We start from the raw sequence: 17,691 nt of genomic DNA on the forward strand, positions 1-17,691 counted from the left end.
AAGTGAAACGAATTAGCGCCGATGGTAGTGTGGGGCTTCCCCATGTGAGAGTAGGACATCGCCAGGCTTACTTTATGTTTTCAGATTTTAGAAAAATCTAAAGGCAAAAACTTAGACTTAAATGTCTGACCAGTGCGGAGCGGTAGTTCAGTTGGTTAGAATACCGGCCTGTCACGCCGGGGGTCGCGGGTTCGAGTCCCGTCCGCTCCGCCACTTATTTAAAAACCCAGTCTTCGGACTGGGTTTTGTCGTTTTAAGGCGAAGCAATTTTCCCTTTCAGGGAACGAGTCCCGGTTGCCCGCAACCCCGAACTAGGCGTCCCCGCCTTAGAAAGCCCGTTGCTAACGCAACGGGCTTCTTGCTTTAAGGGGAAGGGAGTGGAACGGACTGCGTCCTCGGGAGCGCTAAGCTTTTGGAACGGGCTACACCCTATGGAACACTTCGTTTCGGGAAAACGGGATCGGGCTTCGCCCTGTTGGAGTGTTACGGGTTGAGAGCCTAGGATGGACAGCGTCTTCGAGAGGTAAACTGTCATTCCATAGACTGACGTAGGAAGGAGTAGGGAATTTCTCAAGGTTATCAACTCGCTAGAAGAGATCTCCAACTCACGCATCCCTCGATCTTGAGGACGACAGCAGTAAAAGGAGAGTGACACTAGCTATCTACCCTTCTATCGTTTTCCAGTTTTCCAGTTTTCCAGTTTTCCGTAGGACGAAGTCCGTTCCTGCATCCTAGTATCGTTGCCCAACACAGCTGCTAACCTTCTATTATTGCGACACCTGTTACATCTCTGCAGGGCTTATGGAGGCTCCAGTCATCACCTTATGCGTTGCACTTTCTAGTATTATCGTAAACAAACCGCGTAAATCGATGATGAAACCAGTCACGGAAATAGCTTTAGGCTACCCATGATCCAAAAGCTCTAGATACTAAAAAGGCAGCTTTGTTAGCTGCCTTCACGTTATAGATGTTTCGAAAATCCTATTCTTGCTCTGCTTCTCTATTTTCGGAATCCATCTCTCTTTGTGCGAGTTTGGCTTTTTCGATTATGGGAGTAATGGTTGAGCCTTGGATTAAGATGGAGAACACCACTACCGAGTAGGTCATGACTAGGACAATCTCTTTTACATCGATCAGTTTATCCTGAATGACCCAGATACCAGACGGAATTGACAACGCCATTGCTAACGCCAATCCACCTCTTAGCCCACCCCAAGTAAGAATCTTGACTGACCAAGGGTTATACTTGCGGAAACGTTTAAAGCCAATGTATGACATGAATACACTTAGGTAACGGGCTGATAATACCAGAGGGACTGAGAAAGCCATTAGAATCCAGTCTTCTTTATGGAATTCAAACAGTAGCATTGACATACCGATCAGGAGGAATAGAACTCCGTTAAGGAATTCGTCAACGAGCTCCCAGAAGTGATCTAGGTGATCTTCACTCTCTTTGGAGAAACCGATAAATCTTGTCCAGTTACCAATCATTATCCCCGACACGACCATTGCAAGTGGGCCTGAAACATGCAGAACTTCTGCAAATGCATAACCAGCCGTCGGTATACCAATAGTCAGTAGTAACTCCATTGAATGGTCGTCTGTTGAGCTGATGAGATAATGGAACAGTAGACCTAAAGCAAAGCCGTATAAGATGCCGCCTAGTGCTTCTTGGATAAAGAGTAGGGTTACACTGCCAACGGTAGGAGCTTCAGTACCAAATGCGATGGTAAAGATGGTGACAAAGATAACTAGGCCAAAGCCATCGTTAAATAGAGATTCACCTTCAATTTGAGTCGAGATTCGTTTAGGAGCATCTAGCTTTTTAACGATAGCAAGGACAGCAATCGGGTCAGTTGGTGAAATAAGAGCACCAAAAAGTAGACAGTAGACTAAGTCGAACTGAATGCCGATGAACTGACAAAAACCATAGAGCACAAAGCCGATAAAGAAAGTCGAGAATAGTGTTGCGCCAAGTGCTAGAGCGGTGATTTCCCATTTTTGATCTTTGAGGTTTGGTAATTTGATACCCAAACCACCGGCAAACAGAAGAAAGCCTAAGATGCCTTTAAGCAGAAAATCTTCAAAGTTGATGCTAGCAACTGTGTTTGATGCAATTTCTGACAAATGAAACCAATCGTTTTGGCCAGCGACTAGGATCAAAAGCGATAGCATCATCGACCCTGCAGTAATGGCGATAGTAGTTTGCATTTTACCTATCTTGCTGTTTACAAAAGCAATCAACATAGCAGCAGCGGATAAGAAGCAGAGTGTGTAATAGACCGACATTGGAATCTCGACATGTAACAAATTATGAATAGGAATTTTCTGCCTACTATGTATAAATAGCAAACACTTTTTTGTCATAACTAAGTCATCAATTAACTCTTTTAGACGTCTAGACTCCTTTTTGATCTGTGATAGGATGGAGTGATAACTAAAGGAATGAGGCTGTACCGTGGGAAGTAATGTAAGGCAACAGATTGAAGCTCAATTAAAACAACGTATCTTGCTGATCGATGGTGGTATGGGCACCATGATTCAAGATTACAAATTGGAAGAGCAAGATTATCGAGGTGAGCGCTTTGCTGACTGGCATTGCGATTTAAAAGGCAATAACGACTTACTTGTTCTTTCTCAGCCTCAGCTTATTAAAGATATTCATTCTGCATATCTAGAGGCAGGCGCGGATATTCTCGAAACTAACACCTTCAACGCAACCACTATTGCAATGGCTGACTATGAAATGGAAAGCCTTAGTGAAGAGATAAACTTCGAAGCAGCCAAACTTGCGCGACAAGCCGCCGATGAATGGACAGCGAAAACGCCTGATAAGCCACGCTATGTTGCCGGTGTGTTAGGGCCAACTAACCGCACATGTTCTATTTCACCCGATGTAAACGATCCAGGTTACCGAAATGTCAGTTTTGATGAGTTAGTTGAAGCATACTCAGAGTCGACTCGCGCACTTATCAAAGGTGGTTCTGATTTAATCTTGATCGAGACTATTTTTGATACATTGAATGCTAAAGCCTGTGCTTTTGCCGTCGACAGTGTATTTGAAGAAGTAGGTATCGCTCTGCCCGTGATGATTTCAGGGACGATTACCGACGCATCTGGTCGAACGCTTTCAGGTCAAACAACCGAAGCGTTCTACAACTCTCTTCGCCACGTCAATCCAATCTCATTTGGTTTGAACTGTGCATTAGGCCCTGATGAGCTACGCCCATACGTAGAAGAACTATCACGTATCTCAGAAACCTTTGTTTCAACTCACCCTAATGCAGGTTTACCCAATGCATTTGGTGAATATGATTTATCACCAGAAGATATGGCATTACATGTCAAAGAGTGGGGAGAAAGTGGCTTCCTTAACCTAATTGGTGGCTGCTGTGGTACTACGCCTGAGCATATTCGCCAAATGGCTAACGCTGTAGAAGACGTGAAACCGCGAACGTTACCAGAGCTTGTCACGGCTTGTCGTCTATCTGGTCTTGAGCCACTGACGATCGAAAAAGAAACCCTGTTTGTCAACGTTGGCGAACGAACTAACGTAACGGGTTCAGCGCGTTTTAAACGTCTTATTAAAGAAGAGCTTTATGATGAAGCGCTAGAGGTTGCACGTCAGCAAGTTGAGAACGGTGCGCAAATCATCGATATCAACATGGATGAGGGCATGCTTGACGCTGAAGCATGTATGGTACGTTTCCTCAACCTGTGTGCCTCTGAGCCTGAAATTTCTAAAGTGCCTATCATGGTCGACTCCTCTAAGTGGGAAGTTATTGAAGCGGGCCTGAAATGCATTCAGGGTAAAGGTATCGTTAACTCAATTTCACTAAAGGAAGGCAAAGAAAAGTTTATTGAGCAAGCTAAGCTAATCCGTCGTTATGGTGCTGCGGTTATCGTCATGGCATTTGACGAACTAGGCCAGGCAGAAACTCGAGAACGCAAACTCGAAATCTGTACTAACGCGTATAACATCTTGGTTGATGATATTGGCTTCCCACCTGAAGATATCATCTTCGACCCGAATATTTTTGCTGTTGCTACTGGTATCGAAGAGCACAACAATTACGCGGTAGACTTTATCGAGGCAGTGGCAGACATCAAGCGTGACCTACCTTACGCGATGATCTCTGGCGGTGTATCTAACGTTTCTTTCTCTTTCCGCGGTAACAACTATGTACGTGAAGCCATCCATGCCGTATTCCTCTATCACTGTTTCAAAAATGGTATGGATATGGGGATTGTTAATGCTGGTCAGCTTGAGATTTACGACAACGTACCCGACAAGTTGCGTGAAGCGGTAGAAGATGTGGTCCTAAATCGACGCGATGATGGTACAGAGCGACTGCTCGATATTGCTGCTGAATATGCTGGTAAAGGCGTCGGAAAAGAAGAAGACGCTTCGGCACTTGAATGGCGCACCTGGTCAGTTGAGAAACGTTTAGAGCATGCACTGGTTAAAGGTATCACTGAGTTTATTGTTGAAGATACTGAAGAGGCGCGAGTTAATGCGAGCAAGCCGTTAGAGGTGATTGAAGGTCCATTAATGGACGGCATGAATGTGGTTGGTGACCTGTTTGGTGAAGGCAAGATGTTCTTACCTCAGGTCGTAAAATCTGCCCGCGTAATGAAACAAGCTGTCGCTCACTTAGAGCCTTATATCAATGCCTCTAAGCAAGCAGGCTCGACGAACGGCAAGATTCTTCTTGCGACAGTGAAGGGCGATGTCCATGATATCGGCAAGAACATTGTTGGCGTTGTTTTGCAGTGTAATAACTATGAGATCATTGACCTCGGTGTGATGGTTCCTTGTGAAAAAATCCTTAAAGTCGCGAAAGAAGAGAAGGTTGATATCATTGGCCTTTCTGGGCTAATTACGCCATCGTTGGATGAAATGGTGCATGTGGCCAAAGAGATGGAGCGTCTTGATTTTGACCTGCCACTTCTGATTGGGGGAGCGACAACATCGAAAGCCCACACTGCGGTTAAGATTGAGCAAAACTACCAACATCCTGTTGTATATGTAAATAACGCTTCCCGTGCCGTTGGGGTATGTACCTCACTTCTTTCGGATGAGCTACGTCCTGTTTTCGTCGAGAAAGTCGACGCAGATTACGTACGCGTTCGTGACCAGCATAACCGTAAAAAGCCAAGAACTAAGCCTGTGACTCTCGAACAAGCACGTGCTAACAAAGTAGCAATTGACTGGCATAGTTACACTCCTCCAGAGCCTGCCAAGCCAGGTGTTCATGTATTTGATGATTTTGATGTCGCAACACTGCGTAACTACATTGATTGGACTCCTTTCTTTATGACTTGGTCGCTTGTAGGTAAGTATCCAGCGATTTTTCAGCACGAAGAAGTGGGTGAAGAAGCGAAGCGCCTGTTCAAAGATGCCAACGATCTGCTAGACCGAGTAGAGAAAGAAGGGCTACTTAAAGCACGCGGTATGTGTGCACTGTTCCCTGCTGCAAGTGTTGGTGATGACATTGAAGTTTATACCGATGAGTCGCGCACTGAAGTGGCTAAAGTGCTGCATAACCTGCGTCAGCAAACTGAAAAGCCAAAAGGCTTCAACTACTGCTTATCTGATTATATTGCCCCTAAACAGTCAGGTAAGAAGGACTGGATTGGCGCGTTTGCAGTGACGGGTGGTATTGGTGAGCGCGAACTTGCTGACCAATATAAAGCGGCTGGAGACGACTATAACGCTATCATGATTCAGGCGGTGGCCGATCGCTTAGCTGAAGCGTTTGCTGAGTACTTACATGAACAGGTACGTAAAGAAATCTGGGGCTACTCTGCAGATGAGAGCTTATCGAACGATGAGCTGATCCGTGAGAAGTATCAGGGGATTCGTCCTGCTCCTGGTTACCCAGCTTGTCCAGAGCATACTGAGAAGGGCAGCTTATGGGAGCTACTTAAAGTTGAAGAGACAATAGATATGTCACTAACAACAAGTTATGCAATGTGGCCAGGCGCGTCTGTTTCTGGTTGGTATTTCTCTCACCCAGACTCTCGTTACTTTGCCATCGCTCAGATCCAGCAGGATCAAGCGCAAAGCTACGCGGATCGTAAAGGTTGGGATATGCTTGAAGCAGAGAAATGGTTAGGGCCCAACCTTAACTAGTTATAAACAAAGAAACAAAAAGCGCAGCTTATAAGCTGCGCTTTTTAGTCTCTGAAAGTCTGATTAAATCATGATAGTTGCGAGTCCAAGGAAGACAGATAGACCGATAACATCAGTAACGGTTGTGAGTGCCATACCCCCAGCCAGTGCAGGGTCGATGTTCATCTTCTTGAGTAGAATAGGGATGGTTACCCCGGCAACACCTGCGACCAGTAAATTGGTCAGCATTGCCGCTGAAATAATACCACCTAACATCCAATTTCCTTTCCAGGCGACAACGATACCACCAATAATCAGTGCCCACATAATACCGTTCAATAGGCCGATAGCAGCCTCTTTCATCAGCAGTTCACGTTTGTTGGCATCACCGATGTGACCAAGTGCTAGACCGCGAATTACGAGCGCTACGGTCTGGTTACCCGCGACACCGCCCATAGAAGGGACTATGGTCATCAAGACAGCAATCGCCGCCATTTGGTCAAGCGTTGCTTCAAACATGTTTGATACAGATGCCGCAGCAAGGGCTGCGAGAACGTTGGCACCTAGCCAGATACTGCGTTTACGCGCTGATTTTACCACGGGGGCGAAGGTATCTTCGTCATCATCCATACCTGCCATACTCATCATTGAGTGTTCAGCGTCTTCACGGATAACATCGACTACGTCATCGATAGTGATACGACCAACCAAGTGTTGGTTCTCATCAATAACAGGGGCTGATACCCAGTTGCGACGTTCAAACAGGCTGGCAATGTCAGAGTCGCTCATAGTGACATCAATGGCTTCATCGGCATCTTCCATGACGTCACTGATCTTAACATCAGGCTGAGTGGTTAGCAGTGTCGTGATGGGCAGTTCACCAATCAGACGGTTTTCTTCGTCAATGACGTATAAAGCATCAGTAGCTTCTGGAAGTTCTCCTTTCATACGCAAATAACGAAGAACAACATCGACATCGACATCACCACGAATGGTGATAACGTCGGTGTTCATCAAACTACCGGCAGTGTCTTCTGGATAAGAAAGGGCGGTTTCAACCAAAAGACGCTCAGCAGTATCCATTTGTGACAATACTTCGCGAGAAACATCATCTGGGAGGCTTCGGAGTACGTAGGCTACGTCATCGGTTTCCATACCTTCCGTTGCTTCAGCAAGCATCTCCGGCGCCATTTTGGACACCAGATCATCTTTAACGTCTTCGCTTAATTCATCAAGAATTTCACCGTAGTCTTCTGGATCGGTGAGTTGCCAAAGAACTTCACGGCTTTTGCGTGGAGAGGCTTCTAAGAGATGGGCAATATCTTCTGGTTCCATGTCTTGCAGTTGGCGACGGACATGGACAAAACGACCATTTTCTAGAGCTTCGGTTACTTCTTGGAGGGCTTGGTGAGCTTGATCGAATTCTATTTGCTCTGCCATTCATTCCCCCTGACTCTCTATGCTTACAATGCTGTGAATAGTAACTTAATTTTAGAATGTATTTAATAAGTTAATGTGAAGGAAGGTAATTTAGTGGTATTTCGTTGGCGAATTACTCGTCTTCGTCAAACTTGTCTTCGATAAGATGGCAAACAGCTTCGAGTGCAGGGTGTGCATCGCTGCCTTCAGCGCTGATAGTGACATGCTCACCTTGTGCTGACTCAAGCATTAATAGGCCCATAACACTATCGGCGGTAGCTTCTTTGCCTTCATGGTTTTGAATAGTAAGAATGGCATCAAAGGATTGAGCCAGTTCGACCAATTTTACAGCAGCGCGAGCGTGGAGACCTAAACGATTTTGGATTAAGACAGTACGGCTTTGCTGCTGCATAAACTATTCCTTATGATTTTTCTCTAATGACGTGTGGCGAATTTGTACTTGATGTCCCATCTCTACAAAGTATTCGCCGATTTGCTGAGTTAAGTAGACGGAGCGATGTTTACCACCTGTGCACCCAATTGCGACGGTAAGATAGCTGCGATTGTTTTTCTCAAGCATTGGCAACCAGTGCTCAATGAACTTTTGAATTTGCTGCTTGAGGTCCATCACTTCTTGATGGCTTTCTAAGAAGGATTTGATTGGCGCATCTAAACCTGTCAGTGGCCTTAGAGCCGGCTCCCAGTGAGGATTAGGTAGAAAGCGCACATCAAACACGTAGTCGGCGTCACTTGGCAGGCCATATTTAAACCCAAATGACTGGAAGACCATGACCAAGTCTTTGCGTTCACGTCCTTCAACGCGCATACGTACTGTTTCACTTAGCTCATGCAGTGATTGGTTACTGCTGTCGATCACTAAGTCTGCATGCTCTTTAAGTGGAGATAGAATACAGCGCTCTTTTTCTATCGCCTGCTCTAAAGAGGTGTTTTCAATACTGAGTGACAATGGGTGAATACGACGAGTCTCGCTGTAGCGTTTTAGAAGTGTCTCTTTGTTGGCATCTAAAAACAGTACGCTGACATCTGAACTTTTTTTGAGCTTAGTTAATACCGCTTCGACTAGGTTAGGTTCACTCGGTAAGTTGCGAATATCAATGCTAACGGCGACATTTTGCTTGCTGGTTTTTACTGATTTAACGAATGCTTGGAGCATGTCGACAGGAAGATTATCGACACAGTAATAACCAAGATCCTCCAGTACGCGTAAAGCAACACTTTTGCCTGCACCGGATTGGCCGCTAACAACGATAAGGCGCATTATTGATTAACCATTATGTCGTAAAGCTCTTGATCTGACTGAGCTTTACGCAATTGTTTAAGAACTTGTTTGTTGCTTAGACGTTCTGCCATGCTTGAAAGAGTTTTTAAGTGCTCTTTACATTGTGCATCTGGCACGAGTAGAGCAAAAAGTAGGTCGACAGGGCGATTGTCAATGGCGTCAAACTCAACAGGAGCTTCACACTGCAGTAAGACTGCGACTGCTTTATCGCTGGATTGCATACGAGCATGGGGAATGGCTATTCCATTTCCAATGCCAGTACTGCCCATCTTCTCGCGACTGAGCATGCATTCAAAAAGTTCGGTTGAGCTTTGCCCTGTTTGCTCAGCGACAAGTTCACTGATCATTTCAAGGGCTCGTTTTTTACTAGTACATTGAACTGCACTTTTCGTGCAGTTCAATGTAAGGATTTCGCTTAGTTGCATGGTTTTAGTGGGCGTTTAGCTTTTCTTTGTGCTTGTTGAGCTGTCGAACAAGTTTGTCGACGAGCGAATCGATCGCTGCATACATGTTTTCATCATCTGAAGAAGCATGAATTTCAGCTTGATTTACGTGAAGGGTAGCTTCCGCGATTTGACGGAGTTTTTCAACTTTTAATACAACATGAATACTGTTGATGTGGTCAAAAAAGCGTTCGAGCTTTTGAAACTTTTCGTTTACGTAGTCTTGCATTGAATCGGTTAGATCAACGTGGTGGCCATTAATATTGATTTGCATAGACTTTCCTTCTCGGTTATATGCCTAAAGCAGGCGTTTGCGCTGACTTGAAGGGGCTATTCCTAAAGACTCTCGGTATTTCGCTATCGTCCTACGAGCGACCTGAATCCCTTGGTCAGCGAGTAGAGCTGCAATCTTGCTATCACTGAGTGGCTTTGCGCTGTTCTCTGCAGCAACAAGCTTCTTAATTAGCGCACGGATTGCAGTGGATGAGCACTCTCCGCCATTATCAGTACTGACATGGCTTGAAAAGAAGTACTTCAGTTCAAAAATGCCACGAGGGGTATGCATGTATTTTTGCGTAGTCACCCTAGAAATGGTGGACTCATGCATGTCGACAGCTAAAGCAACATCATTAAGCACCATTGGCTTCATGGCTTCTTCACCATACTCAAAGAAATCGCGTTGATGTTCAACAATACACTTAGCAACTTTGAGCAACGTCTCGTTTCTACTTTCTAAGCTTTTGATTAACCATTTGGCTTCTTGCAGATTACTGCGAATGTACTGGCTATCAGCATTATTGCCTTTACCCAGTGCCGCATATTGCTGGTTGACCTTAAGTTTTGGTACTGAGTCAGGGTTAATCGTCACTACCCACTTGCCATGATCTTTAAATACGGACACGTCTGGGATGACATACTCAGCGTGATCAGGTGCTATGCGGCTTCCTGGTCTAGGATCAAGCTGTTGAATCAGCTTGAGTACTTCACGTAGCTCTGCTTCTTTTAGCTTAGTCTCTTTTATGACTAGCTTGTAATCACGGTTACCTAGTTGGTCAATGTGATCAGTAAGTACTAACTTGGCTTCTGCGAGCCAAGGCGTATCTTCTGGAAATGTGGCAAGTTGGAGCAGTAAACAGTCTTGTAGGTTATTGGAGGCGACACCTAAGGGATCAAATTGTTGAATACGCTTACGTACGGCTTCAATTTCTTCGATCTCAATCTCTTCGTTGTTGAAGCTCTCGAGGATATCTTCGGTTGATACGGTTAGATAGCCATAGTCATCTATCGCATCGATCAGAGCGAGAGCTATGGTGCGGTCTGTTTCACTAAATGGAGTCAGATCTAACTGCCACATCATGTAATCATGCAGCGATTGAGTCGTTTCACCTTGGTACACTGGAGCATCATCATCAAGAGCGATGCCAGTGCTGCCTGTGTTAGCGCTGTAGACATCTTCCCAAGTGGTATCAATTTCAAGATCGTTACTGATTTCAGATTTTTCGATCAGATCAGAGCTGTCTTTTACTTCTGGCTCTGCCGATTCAACAGGTTCGACTGCCGACTCTTTCTCTTCATTGCGGTTAGTTTCATCTCCAGACGGCTCATCACTGGTTTCTTCAACCTCGAGTAGCGGGTTTGAATCCAAAGCTTCTTGAATTTCTTGTTGAAGATCGAGCGTTGACAGCTGCAACAAGCGAATTGCTTGCTGCAATTGAGGCGTCATCGCTAACTGCTGTCCTAGCTTGAGTTGTAATGAGGGTTTCATTCAGTATTACTTGCCTTAATGCTGGAGAATCTTATCGTTCTTCCCTTTAATCATAGACGGAATTGCTCGCCGAGATAAACTTGTTTCACTTGTTCGTTGTTCAGTACTTGGTCTGGCGTACCTTCTGCGATGAGGTGACCTTGGCTTACAATGTAAGCTTTTTCGCACACATCGAGTGTTTCACGAACGTTGTGGTCGGTGATCAATACGCCTAAACCGCGATCTCTTAGATGTTCGATAATCTTTTTAATATCGATAACGGAGATTGGGTCAACACCAGCAAAAGGTTCGTCCAATAAAATGAATTGAGGATTTGCTGCCAACGCACGAGCGATTTCCACACGGCGACGTTCACCACCTGATAATGCCATACCTGCGCTGTGGCGTATGTGCTGAATGTGGAATTCTTCTAACAAATCCTCTAGCTTATCTTGGCGTTCTTCGCGTGTCATTTCTTCACGTGTTTCCAAAACCGCCATAATGTTGTCTTCAACCGACAGTTTGCGGAAAATAGATGCTTCTTGAGGAAGGTAGCCAATCCCCATACGCGAACGACTGTGCATTGGTAAGATACTGATATCTTCCCCATCAATGGTAATCGCCCCTTGGTCACGCGCGACCAGTCCTACGATCATATAGAAGGAGGTGGTTTTACCTGCACCATTCGGGCCCAATAGGCCAACAATCTGGCCAGATTCCACTTGTAAGCTTACATCGGTAACTACTGTGCGGTTACCATAAGTCTTCGCTAAGTGCTCAGCTTTAAGTATTGCCATAATTATTCTTGTACTGCTTGTGGTTGAAGTACGGTCGAGACGCGATCACCTTTCTCTTTACCGTCAGCAATCAGCTTTTGCGATGAGATTTTGTAGCGAATTTTAGTGCCGCGAATCACGCTGTCATCCTGAGAAAGCATCGCTTCATCTATCATGGTTAACTGATCATCAGCCATAACGTAGTACAGCTCTTTGGCTTCGCCGTATAGCGTTTTCCCGTCATCGGTTAATTGCGAAAAAGTTGCTAAATCACCGTATCCTTCAATTTCTTGAATTGAACCATCTTTAGGATCACGGAGGACAATAACTTTGTCAGCATTGATATTGATACTACCTTGCTTGAGTTTTACGTCACCAAGGAAAGTAACTTTATTGCTCTGCATGTCTAGCTGCTGGCTATCAGAGTCGATATAAACCGGTTGGTCTTGGTCGGTTGATAACGCCATTGCTTGACTAGACAGTAATAAACAAGAAATCAGACTAAGGTGTGAGAGTTTCATATCTACTTTGTACTTGATTGTAGAGGGTAGCGTGATTGTCGGCGAAATTCCCCGTCATTGCTTGCCCTACTGTTTCAAATTGAGGCCCAACCATAATTACTTGGTTATCGGCCCAAAAGTCGCGACTGTCTAACTGAATATTCATTACATCAGTGGACAGGGTGTCAAAACCAGAATCAGGTAATAAGTTTGTCGCTAAAACGTCTTCATAGAGCGTCAAAACATGATCTTGGCTTAAAACACCGCGGACTGCTGTCACTTCCCACTCTTGAGTGGTGCCTTCCTTATATACTTTAAGGACTGGTTGATAAAAAATCGTGTCGCCACTTCTTGCAAAGTGATCGAGGTTAACCGATGTTATTACATAGCTGCGAATGCCTTCCTCGTTATACGAGGTGTTAACTAGACCTTCACCACTAAACATCGGGAGCTCTGTATCTGGCTCTACCTGAATATCATAACTCTGCTGCTTATCGAAAAGATAGTAAGCAGACCAGCATATTATGAACGCCAGGATGAGATATCCAATACGAGATAGACTCATATACTTAGACCTTTGTGAACATCGAGTTCGTTTCGTGCTTGTAGAATTAAGTCGCAGACTTCTCTTACTGCTCCATGTCCACCTCGAATAGAGGTCACGTAATTTGCTCGACGCCTTAGTAACGGGTGTCCATCAGCCACACATACTTTTAAAGCGACTTGCTCCATCACTGGCCAATCAATTAGGTCATCACCAATATAGCCAGTTTGCTCAGGTGCGATATCGAGCTTGGTACAAATATCCTGATAGGCTTTGATTTTATCGTCTTGGCCTTGATAGATCAGCTTGATACCGAGCGCCTTCATTCGGTTTTCGACAATTTGTGATCGTCGGCCAGTGATAATGGCGATTTCAATTCCTGCATTCATTAACGATTTTACGCCGTAGCCATCACGAGTGTGAAATGTCTTTAGCTCTTCACCATTGTTGCCCATGTATATTAGGCCGTCAGAGAAGACGCCATCCACATCGCAGATCAGTAACTTAATCTCTTTGGCAACTTCTAGAATGGATTGTTCCACTGGTTGATATAAAGTTTCAATCATTTTCGACATTACATCACTCCAGCTTTTAATAAATCATGCATGTTCAGTGCGCCGACTACCTTGCCATTGTCGCATAAAATCAAGCCACTAATGCTTTTATCCTGCATTAAATTTAACCCTTCAGCCGCAAGCATATTCGGCGTTGCAGTGGTTGGATTAACTGTCATTACTTCACCAATGAGGGAGGTGTGTATATCGATGCGCTTATCCAAGGTACGGCGCAAATCACCGTCGGTGAAAATTCCAATCAGTTGCTGGTGCTCATCTACCACAGCTGTCATGCCAAGTCCTTTTTGGCTGATCTCTAGCAATGCATCACGAACGACAGTACTTGGTGTGACCAATGGCAAATCTTCACCCGTGTGCATGATATCAGACAACTTAAGTAGCAATTTTCTACCTAATGCACCGCCTGGGTGGGAAAGAGCAAAATCTTCAGCAGTAAAACCGCGCGCTTGCATCAGAGCCATTGCTAAAGCATCGCCCATGACCAGTGTTGCGGTGGTACTTGAAGTAGGCGCAAGCTGTATCGGACAGGCCTCTTTTGGCACTGTTATTTGCAGGTGAACATCGGCCAGTTTTGCCATGTTCGACTTTGGCTTGCCTGTCATGCTGATGATTTTTATATTGAGGCGCTTTAATACTGGGAATAGGCCTAATATCTCTCCTGACTCACCAGAGTTGGAAATTGCCAAAACAATATCACCAGGTTCAATCATACCCAGATCACCATGAGCGGCTTCACCGGGATGAACGAAAAAGGAAGAAGTACCGGTACTTGCGAGTGTTGCGGCAATTTTGTTGCCGATGTGACCTGATTTACCCATCCCCATGACTACAACCTTGCCATCTTTATTAGCCAGGATAAGTTCACACGTCTTGATAAAATCTTGGTTCAAATATTGGTCGAGCTGTTCTAGTGCCGCGATCTCGGTTTTTAATACTTCTAGTGCCGCAGAGCGATAGTCAAACATACAGAACTCCGAAAGGGGTTAAGCGGTCATGTTCATAATTAAGTAGGCCTGATAGCCAATAAAGCAGCAAAAAAGAGCTGCACCTTCAAAACGGTTAATGCTACGCGACTTTCCGAGCGCCATAGCGACCAGCAGTAGTGATACGCCTAACATGACCCAAAAGTCACGCCCCATGGCGTACTCACTTAAAATCGAAGGGTTTAGAATGCCAGGAATCCCCATCACCGCAAGAATATTGAACACGTTCGAGCCGATGATGTTGCCGACCGCCATGTCATCTTCGCCTTTCATGACTCCGGCAAGTGAGGCCGCAAGTTCTGGTAAGCTAGTGCCAACAGCGATAATGGTTAAACCTATTACTAGATCGCTCATACCGAAGTATTGAGCGATGATGACGGCATTATCAACCAACTCGCCTGCAGCTAATGGTAAGATAATCAGGCCGATAACCACCCACATCGCCGCTTTAGCATTGCTAACACCTTCTGGGACTTCCGATTCTTGCTCTTCAATAAATGCGTCGCCATTCTTTTTTTCATTACGGCTAATTCTCAGCATAGTGAGGATAAAAGCAGCAAAAAGAGCGAACAGCAGGACGCCCTCGTAGAAACCTAAGTGGCTATCCCACAGTAGTACACCGGCCAGAATAGTCACACCAATCATTAGTGGTAGCTCACGACGAAGTACGCCAGAACTAATAGAAAGGGGCTTAATTAATGCAGTGATACCTAAAATAAGCGCTATATTAGCGATGTTAGAGCCTAACACGTTCCCGACAGCAGTATCTGTTTTTCCGTCGAGCGCCGCTGTCGCTGAAACCATCATTTCTGGCGCTGAAGAGCCCATTGCGAGGATGGTCATACCAATAACAAGAGGGGAAATACCTATGTTACGGGCAAGAGCTGCAGCACCGAAGACGAGTTTGTCGGCGCTCCACACCAAAAATACCAATCCAATTATAAGAAACACAACGGCTTCAAGCATGATGATTCCTAATCAATATACAACGAGAGAATTTAACCGTTAATTTTGACGGTTTGAGGGTAAAAAGAAAAGCAGTTCATTCAATTAATTGTTAACCAAATGCGTAATAGATGAGACTAAGTCAGAGTATACGGGCTATTGCGCCGTAATTCGAATAACTCACAATTAATTGAACAGTGCTTTAAATTCTAATTGAATGTGCTTATGATTGCCCATTCTTAAGGGAACAAATATGAGTCCAGCATGGAATCCGAAGACTTAGTTACCATAAAACAGCTTACGTTTTCTCGTGGAGAGCGTAAGATTTTTGATAACGTCAGTTTACGTGTGCCTAAAGGTAAAGTGACTGCGATCATGGGCCCGTCTGGGATTGGCAAAACAACCTTGTTGCGCCTTATTGGTGGCCAAATTTCCCCTGAAAGTGGTGATATTTGGTTTGATGGTAGCAATATCCCAACTTTAAGTCGTAAAAAACTCTATCAACAGCGCAAAAAGATGAGCATGCTGTTTCAGTCAGGAGCATTGTTTACCGACTTATCTGTATTTGACAATGTCGCTTTCCCACTGCGAGAACATACTGAGTTAGATGAGTCTCTTATACGAACCTTAGTGCTACTCAAATTAGAAGCGGTAGGGCTTCGAGGGGCTGCTCAGTTAATGCCTAGTGAGCTGTCTGGTGGTATGGCAAGACGAGCGGCTCTAGCTCGAGCAATTGCACTCGACCCAGACTTGATCATGTTTGATGAGCCTTTTGTTGGCCAAGATCCGATAACTATGGGCGTGCTGGTGGAGCTGATCCGCAACCTTAATCAAGCACTCGGTGTAACGTCAATCGTGGTCTCCCATGATGTGCCAGAAGTTATGAGTATTGCAGACTGGGTGTATATCTTGGCCAATGGCAAAGTGATCGCCAGTGGTACTCCAGATGAACTGCAGGCCAATACCGATCCGCAAGTACAGCAATTTCTTAAAGGGGATGCAGACGGTCCAGTACCGTTTCGTTTTCCGTCTCAACCTTTAGCTACGGAGCTTTTCTCATAATGGCAAGCTTAGCGAACTTTGTCGCCTCGGTTGGCCGCCGTAGTATGGCAGTATGTGAGTCCTTTGGCCGAGCGAGTTTAATGCTGTTTGGAGCATTGGCAAGTAAGCCACAACCAATCAAGAACTTACCTCTGTTGGTCAAACAGCTTTACAGTGTTGGTGTTCAGTCACTGATTATTATTGTCTTGTCAGGTCTCTTCATCGGCATGGTGCTGAGTCTACAAGGCTATGTCATATTGGTTGATTTCGGTGCTGAAGGTGCTTTGGGCCAAATGGTTGCACTGTCGTTGCTACGAGAACTGGGCCCTGTGGTTACCGCTTTGCTTTTTGCAGGTCGTGCGGGTTCGGCATTGACAGCTGAAATTGGTCTAATGAAGGCGACTGAGCAATTGTCCAGTCTCGAAATGATGGCCGTTGATCCTCTTAAGCGAGTCATTGCACCACGTTTTTGGGCTGGTGTGATTTCGATGCCACTGCTGGCAATGATATTCATGGCGGTTGGTATTTGGGGAGGGCAGCTTGTTGGTGTGGATTGGAAAGGTATCGATCACGGTAGCTTCTGGTCGGCGATGCAAGCCTCTGTCGAGCTTGGACAAGATATCGGCAACAGCATGATCAAGAGCTTAGTGTTCGCGATCACGGTGACTTGGGTTGCTCTTTTCAATGGATACGATGCGATCCCGACTTCAGAAGGGATAAGTCGAGCAACGACTCGCACGGTGGTCCACTCTTCTTTGGCTGTTCTTGGTCTAGACTTCGTACTAACGGCCTTGATGTTTGGTAATTAAATGGTGTTTGGGAACTAATCATGCAACAAACTCGAAAGACTGAATTGTGGGTTGGTAGCTTTGTTCTCGCTGGAATTTGCGCAATTCTGGTGATGATTTTTCAAGTTGCTGACGTAAAGGGGCTTGGCTCCAATGATACTTATACTCTCAAGGCTGAGTTCGATAACATCGGCAGTCTTAAAGTGCGCTCCCCAGTAAAAGTAGGCGGGGTGGTCGTGGGACGAGTGACTGATATTGGTCTGAATAGTGAGTCTTTACTGCCTATTGTGACAATGGCAATTAACAGTACATATAACCAATTCCCAGAGACATCGAGCGTGAAGATTTTAACCTCGGGTCTAATTGGTGAACAGTACCTTGGCTTAACGCCTGGCTTTGTGTTTGAAGATGAACAAATGCTGGTGGAAGGGGACTATATTGAAGACACCAAATCTGCTTTGGTACTCGAGGATTTAATTGGTCAAGTATTATATAGCGTTGGTGGCTCACAAGAGTAG

The 17,691-nt window shown here is 45.2% G+C and carries 17 protein-coding genes and 1 tRNA gene; 5 read left to right on the forward strand and 13 right to left on the reverse strand.

What is annotated here, in order from left to right; translation table 11 throughout:
* Positions 1-136 precede the first annotated feature (136 nt).
* Positions 137-213 (forward strand) — tRNA-Asp (locus ZX61_RS15355).
* Between the two features lie 768 nt (positions 214-981).
* On the opposite strand, the gene ZX61_RS15360 is transcribed toward ZX61_RS15355, so the two are convergent.
* Positions 982-2,367 (reverse strand): cation:proton antiporter, encoded by a 1,386-nt coding sequence (locus tag ZX61_RS15360; protein WP_200904251.1) that lies wholly within the window; start codon positions 2,365-2,367, stop codon positions 982-984.
* Between the two features lie 91 nt (positions 2,368-2,458).
* Between ZX61_RS15360 and metH the strand changes: the two genes are divergently transcribed.
* Positions 2,459-6,136, forward strand: a complete 3,678-nt coding sequence (gene metH, locus ZX61_RS15365) for a methionine synthase (protein WP_049845497.1) — start codon at positions 2,459-2,461, stop codon at positions 6,134-6,136.
* Between the two features lie 63 nt (positions 6,137-6,199).
* Here metH and mgtE read toward each other — a convergent pair whose 3' ends face one another.
* The 12 genes from mgtE to ZX61_RS15425 all read right to left on the reverse strand — a co-directional run bounded on the left by mgtE (position 6,200) and on the right by ZX61_RS15425 (position 15,365).
* Positions 6,200-7,555, reverse strand: a complete 1,356-nt coding sequence (gene mgtE, locus ZX61_RS15370) for a magnesium transporter (protein ID WP_049845498.1) — start codon at positions 7,553-7,555, stop codon at positions 6,200-6,202.
* Positions 7,556-7,667: 112 nt separating this feature from the next.
* Positions 7,668-7,946, reverse strand: coding sequence for an HPr family phosphocarrier protein (locus ZX61_RS15375; protein ID WP_004409805.1), 279 nt, complete (start codon positions 7,944-7,946; stop codon positions 7,668-7,670).
* 3 nt (positions 7,947-7,949) lie between these two features.
* Positions 7,950-8,813, reverse strand: a complete 864-nt coding sequence (gene rapZ / locus ZX61_RS15380) for an RNase adapter RapZ (RefSeq protein WP_049845499.1) — start codon at positions 8,811-8,813, stop codon at positions 7,950-7,952.
* A complete protein-coding gene (ptsN, locus tag ZX61_RS15385) occupies positions 8,813-9,259 on the reverse strand; it encodes a PTS IIA-like nitrogen regulatory protein PtsN (protein WP_049845500.1) in 447 nt (148 codons plus the stop codon). Before ptsN ends, rapZ begins: the two co-directional genes overlap by 1 nt.
* A gap of 4 nt (positions 9,260-9,263) precedes the next feature.
* On the reverse strand, positions 9,264-9,551 hold the full coding sequence (hpf, locus tag ZX61_RS15390; RefSeq protein ID WP_004748604.1) for a ribosome hibernation promoting factor: 288 nt from the start codon (positions 9,549-9,551) through the stop codon (positions 9,264-9,266).
* A gap of 24 nt (positions 9,552-9,575) precedes the next feature.
* Entirely contained in the window at positions 9,576-11,042 is a 1,467-nt protein-coding gene (locus ZX61_RS15395) for an RNA polymerase factor sigma-54 (protein ID WP_049845501.1), read from the reverse strand.
* Between the two features lie 50 nt (positions 11,043-11,092).
* Positions 11,093-11,818, reverse strand: coding sequence for an LPS export ABC transporter ATP-binding protein (gene lptB, locus ZX61_RS15400; RefSeq protein ID WP_004748600.1), 726 nt, complete (start codon positions 11,816-11,818; stop codon positions 11,093-11,095).
* Positions 11,819-11,820: 2 nt separating this feature from the next.
* Positions 11,821-12,318, reverse strand: a complete 498-nt coding sequence (lptA, locus tag ZX61_RS15405) for a lipopolysaccharide transport periplasmic protein LptA (RefSeq protein ID WP_049845502.1) — start codon at positions 12,316-12,318, stop codon at positions 11,821-11,823.
* Positions 12,299-12,862, reverse strand: coding sequence for an LPS export ABC transporter periplasmic protein LptC (gene lptC / locus ZX61_RS15410; protein WP_049845503.1), 564 nt, complete (start codon positions 12,860-12,862; stop codon positions 12,299-12,301). Before lptC ends, lptA begins: the two co-directional genes overlap by 20 nt.
* Positions 12,859-13,416, reverse strand: a complete 558-nt coding sequence (gene kdsC, locus ZX61_RS15415; protein WP_049845504.1) for a 3-deoxy-manno-octulosonate-8-phosphatase KdsC — start codon at positions 13,414-13,416, stop codon at positions 12,859-12,861. The genes lptC and kdsC overlap by 4 nt, the downstream gene beginning before the upstream one ends.
* Positions 13,416-14,381 carry a KpsF/GutQ family sugar-phosphate isomerase gene (locus tag ZX61_RS15420; RefSeq protein WP_049845505.1) on the reverse strand — a complete coding sequence of 322 codons (966 nt, stop codon included), beginning with the start codon at positions 14,379-14,381 and terminating at the stop codon, positions 13,416-13,418. The genes kdsC and ZX61_RS15420 overlap by 1 nt, the downstream gene beginning before the upstream one ends.
* Positions 14,382-14,399: 18 nt before the next feature.
* A complete protein-coding gene (locus tag ZX61_RS15425; RefSeq protein WP_049845506.1) occupies positions 14,400-15,365 on the reverse strand; it encodes a calcium/sodium antiporter in 966 nt (321 codons plus the stop codon).
* 243 nt (positions 15,366-15,608) lie between these two features.
* Between ZX61_RS15425 and mlaF the strand changes: the two genes are divergently transcribed.
* From mlaF to mlaD, 3 genes are read left to right on the forward strand one after another with little or no spacing between them, the layout of a single operon-like run.
* Positions 15,609-16,406 (forward strand): phospholipid ABC transporter ATP-binding protein MlaF, encoded by a 798-nt coding sequence (mlaF, locus tag ZX61_RS15430; RefSeq protein WP_049845507.1) that lies wholly within the window; start codon positions 15,609-15,611, stop codon positions 16,404-16,406.
* A complete protein-coding gene (gene mlaE, locus ZX61_RS15435; RefSeq protein WP_049845508.1) occupies positions 16,406-17,194 on the forward strand; it encodes a lipid asymmetry maintenance ABC transporter permease subunit MlaE in 789 nt (262 codons plus the stop codon). Before mlaF ends, mlaE begins: the two co-directional genes overlap by 1 nt.
* Positions 17,195-17,214: 20 nt before the next feature.
* Positions 17,215-17,691 (forward strand): outer membrane lipid asymmetry maintenance protein MlaD, encoded by a 477-nt coding sequence (mlaD, locus tag ZX61_RS15440; protein WP_049845509.1) that lies wholly within the window; start codon positions 17,215-17,217, stop codon positions 17,689-17,691.

The sequence above is a fragment of the Vibrio sp. VPAP30 genome, assembly GCF_001188205.1.
Taxonomy (GTDB): Bacteria; Pseudomonadota; Gammaproteobacteria; order Enterobacterales; family Vibrionaceae; genus Vibrio; species Vibrio bivalvicida.

Coding starts and splice junctions, on each gene's coding strand:
- mlaF (WP_049845507.1), top strand. CDS start 15,609: ATGGAATCCGAAGACTTAGTTACCATAAAACAGCTTACGTTTTCTCGT.
- ZX61_RS15395 (WP_049845501.1), bottom strand. CDS start 11,042: ATGAAACCCTCATTACAACTCAAGCTAGGACAGCAGTTAGCGATGACG.
- ptsN (WP_049845500.1), bottom strand. CDS start 9,259: ATGCAACTAAGCGAAATCCTTACATTGAACTGCACGAAAAGTGCAGTT.
- ZX61_RS15360 (WP_200904251.1), bottom strand. CDS start 2,367: ATGACAAAAAAGTGTTTGCTATTTATACATAGTAGGCAGAAAATTCCT.
- kdsC (WP_049845504.1), bottom strand. CDS start 13,416: ATGTCGAAAATGATTGAAACTTTATATCAACCAGTGGAACAATCCATT.
- lptC (WP_049845503.1), bottom strand. CDS start 12,862: ATGAGTCTATCTCGTATTGGATATCTCATCCTGGCGTTCATAATATGC.
- lptA (WP_049845502.1), bottom strand. CDS start 12,318: ATGAAACTCTCACACCTTAGTCTGATTTCTTGTTTATTACTGTCTAGT.
- mgtE (WP_049845498.1), bottom strand. CDS start 7,555: ATGGCAGAGCAAATAGAATTCGATCAAGCTCACCAAGCCCTCCAAGAA.
- mlaE (WP_049845508.1), top strand. CDS start 16,406: ATGGCAAGCTTAGCGAACTTTGTCGCCTCGGTTGGCCGCCGTAGTATG.
- ZX61_RS15420 (WP_049845505.1), bottom strand. CDS start 14,381: ATGTTTGACTATCGCTCTGCGGCACTAGAAGTATTAAAAACCGAGATC.
- rapZ (WP_049845499.1), bottom strand. CDS start 8,813: ATGCGCCTTATCGTTGTTAGCGGCCAATCCGGTGCAGGCAAAAGTGTT.
- hpf (WP_004748604.1), bottom strand. CDS start 9,551: ATGCAAATCAATATTAATGGCCACCACGTTGATCTAACCGATTCAATG.
- mlaD (WP_049845509.1), top strand. CDS start 17,215: ATGCAACAAACTCGAAAGACTGAATTGTGGGTTGGTAGCTTTGTTCTC.
- ZX61_RS15375 (WP_004409805.1), bottom strand. CDS start 7,946: ATGCAGCAGCAAAGCCGTACTGTCTTAATCCAAAATCGTTTAGGTCTC.
- lptB (WP_004748600.1), bottom strand. CDS start 11,818: ATGGCAATACTTAAAGCTGAGCACTTAGCGAAGACTTATGGTAACCGC.
- ZX61_RS15425 (WP_049845506.1), bottom strand. CDS start 15,365: ATGCTTGAAGCCGTTGTGTTTCTTATAATTGGATTGGTATTTTTGGTG.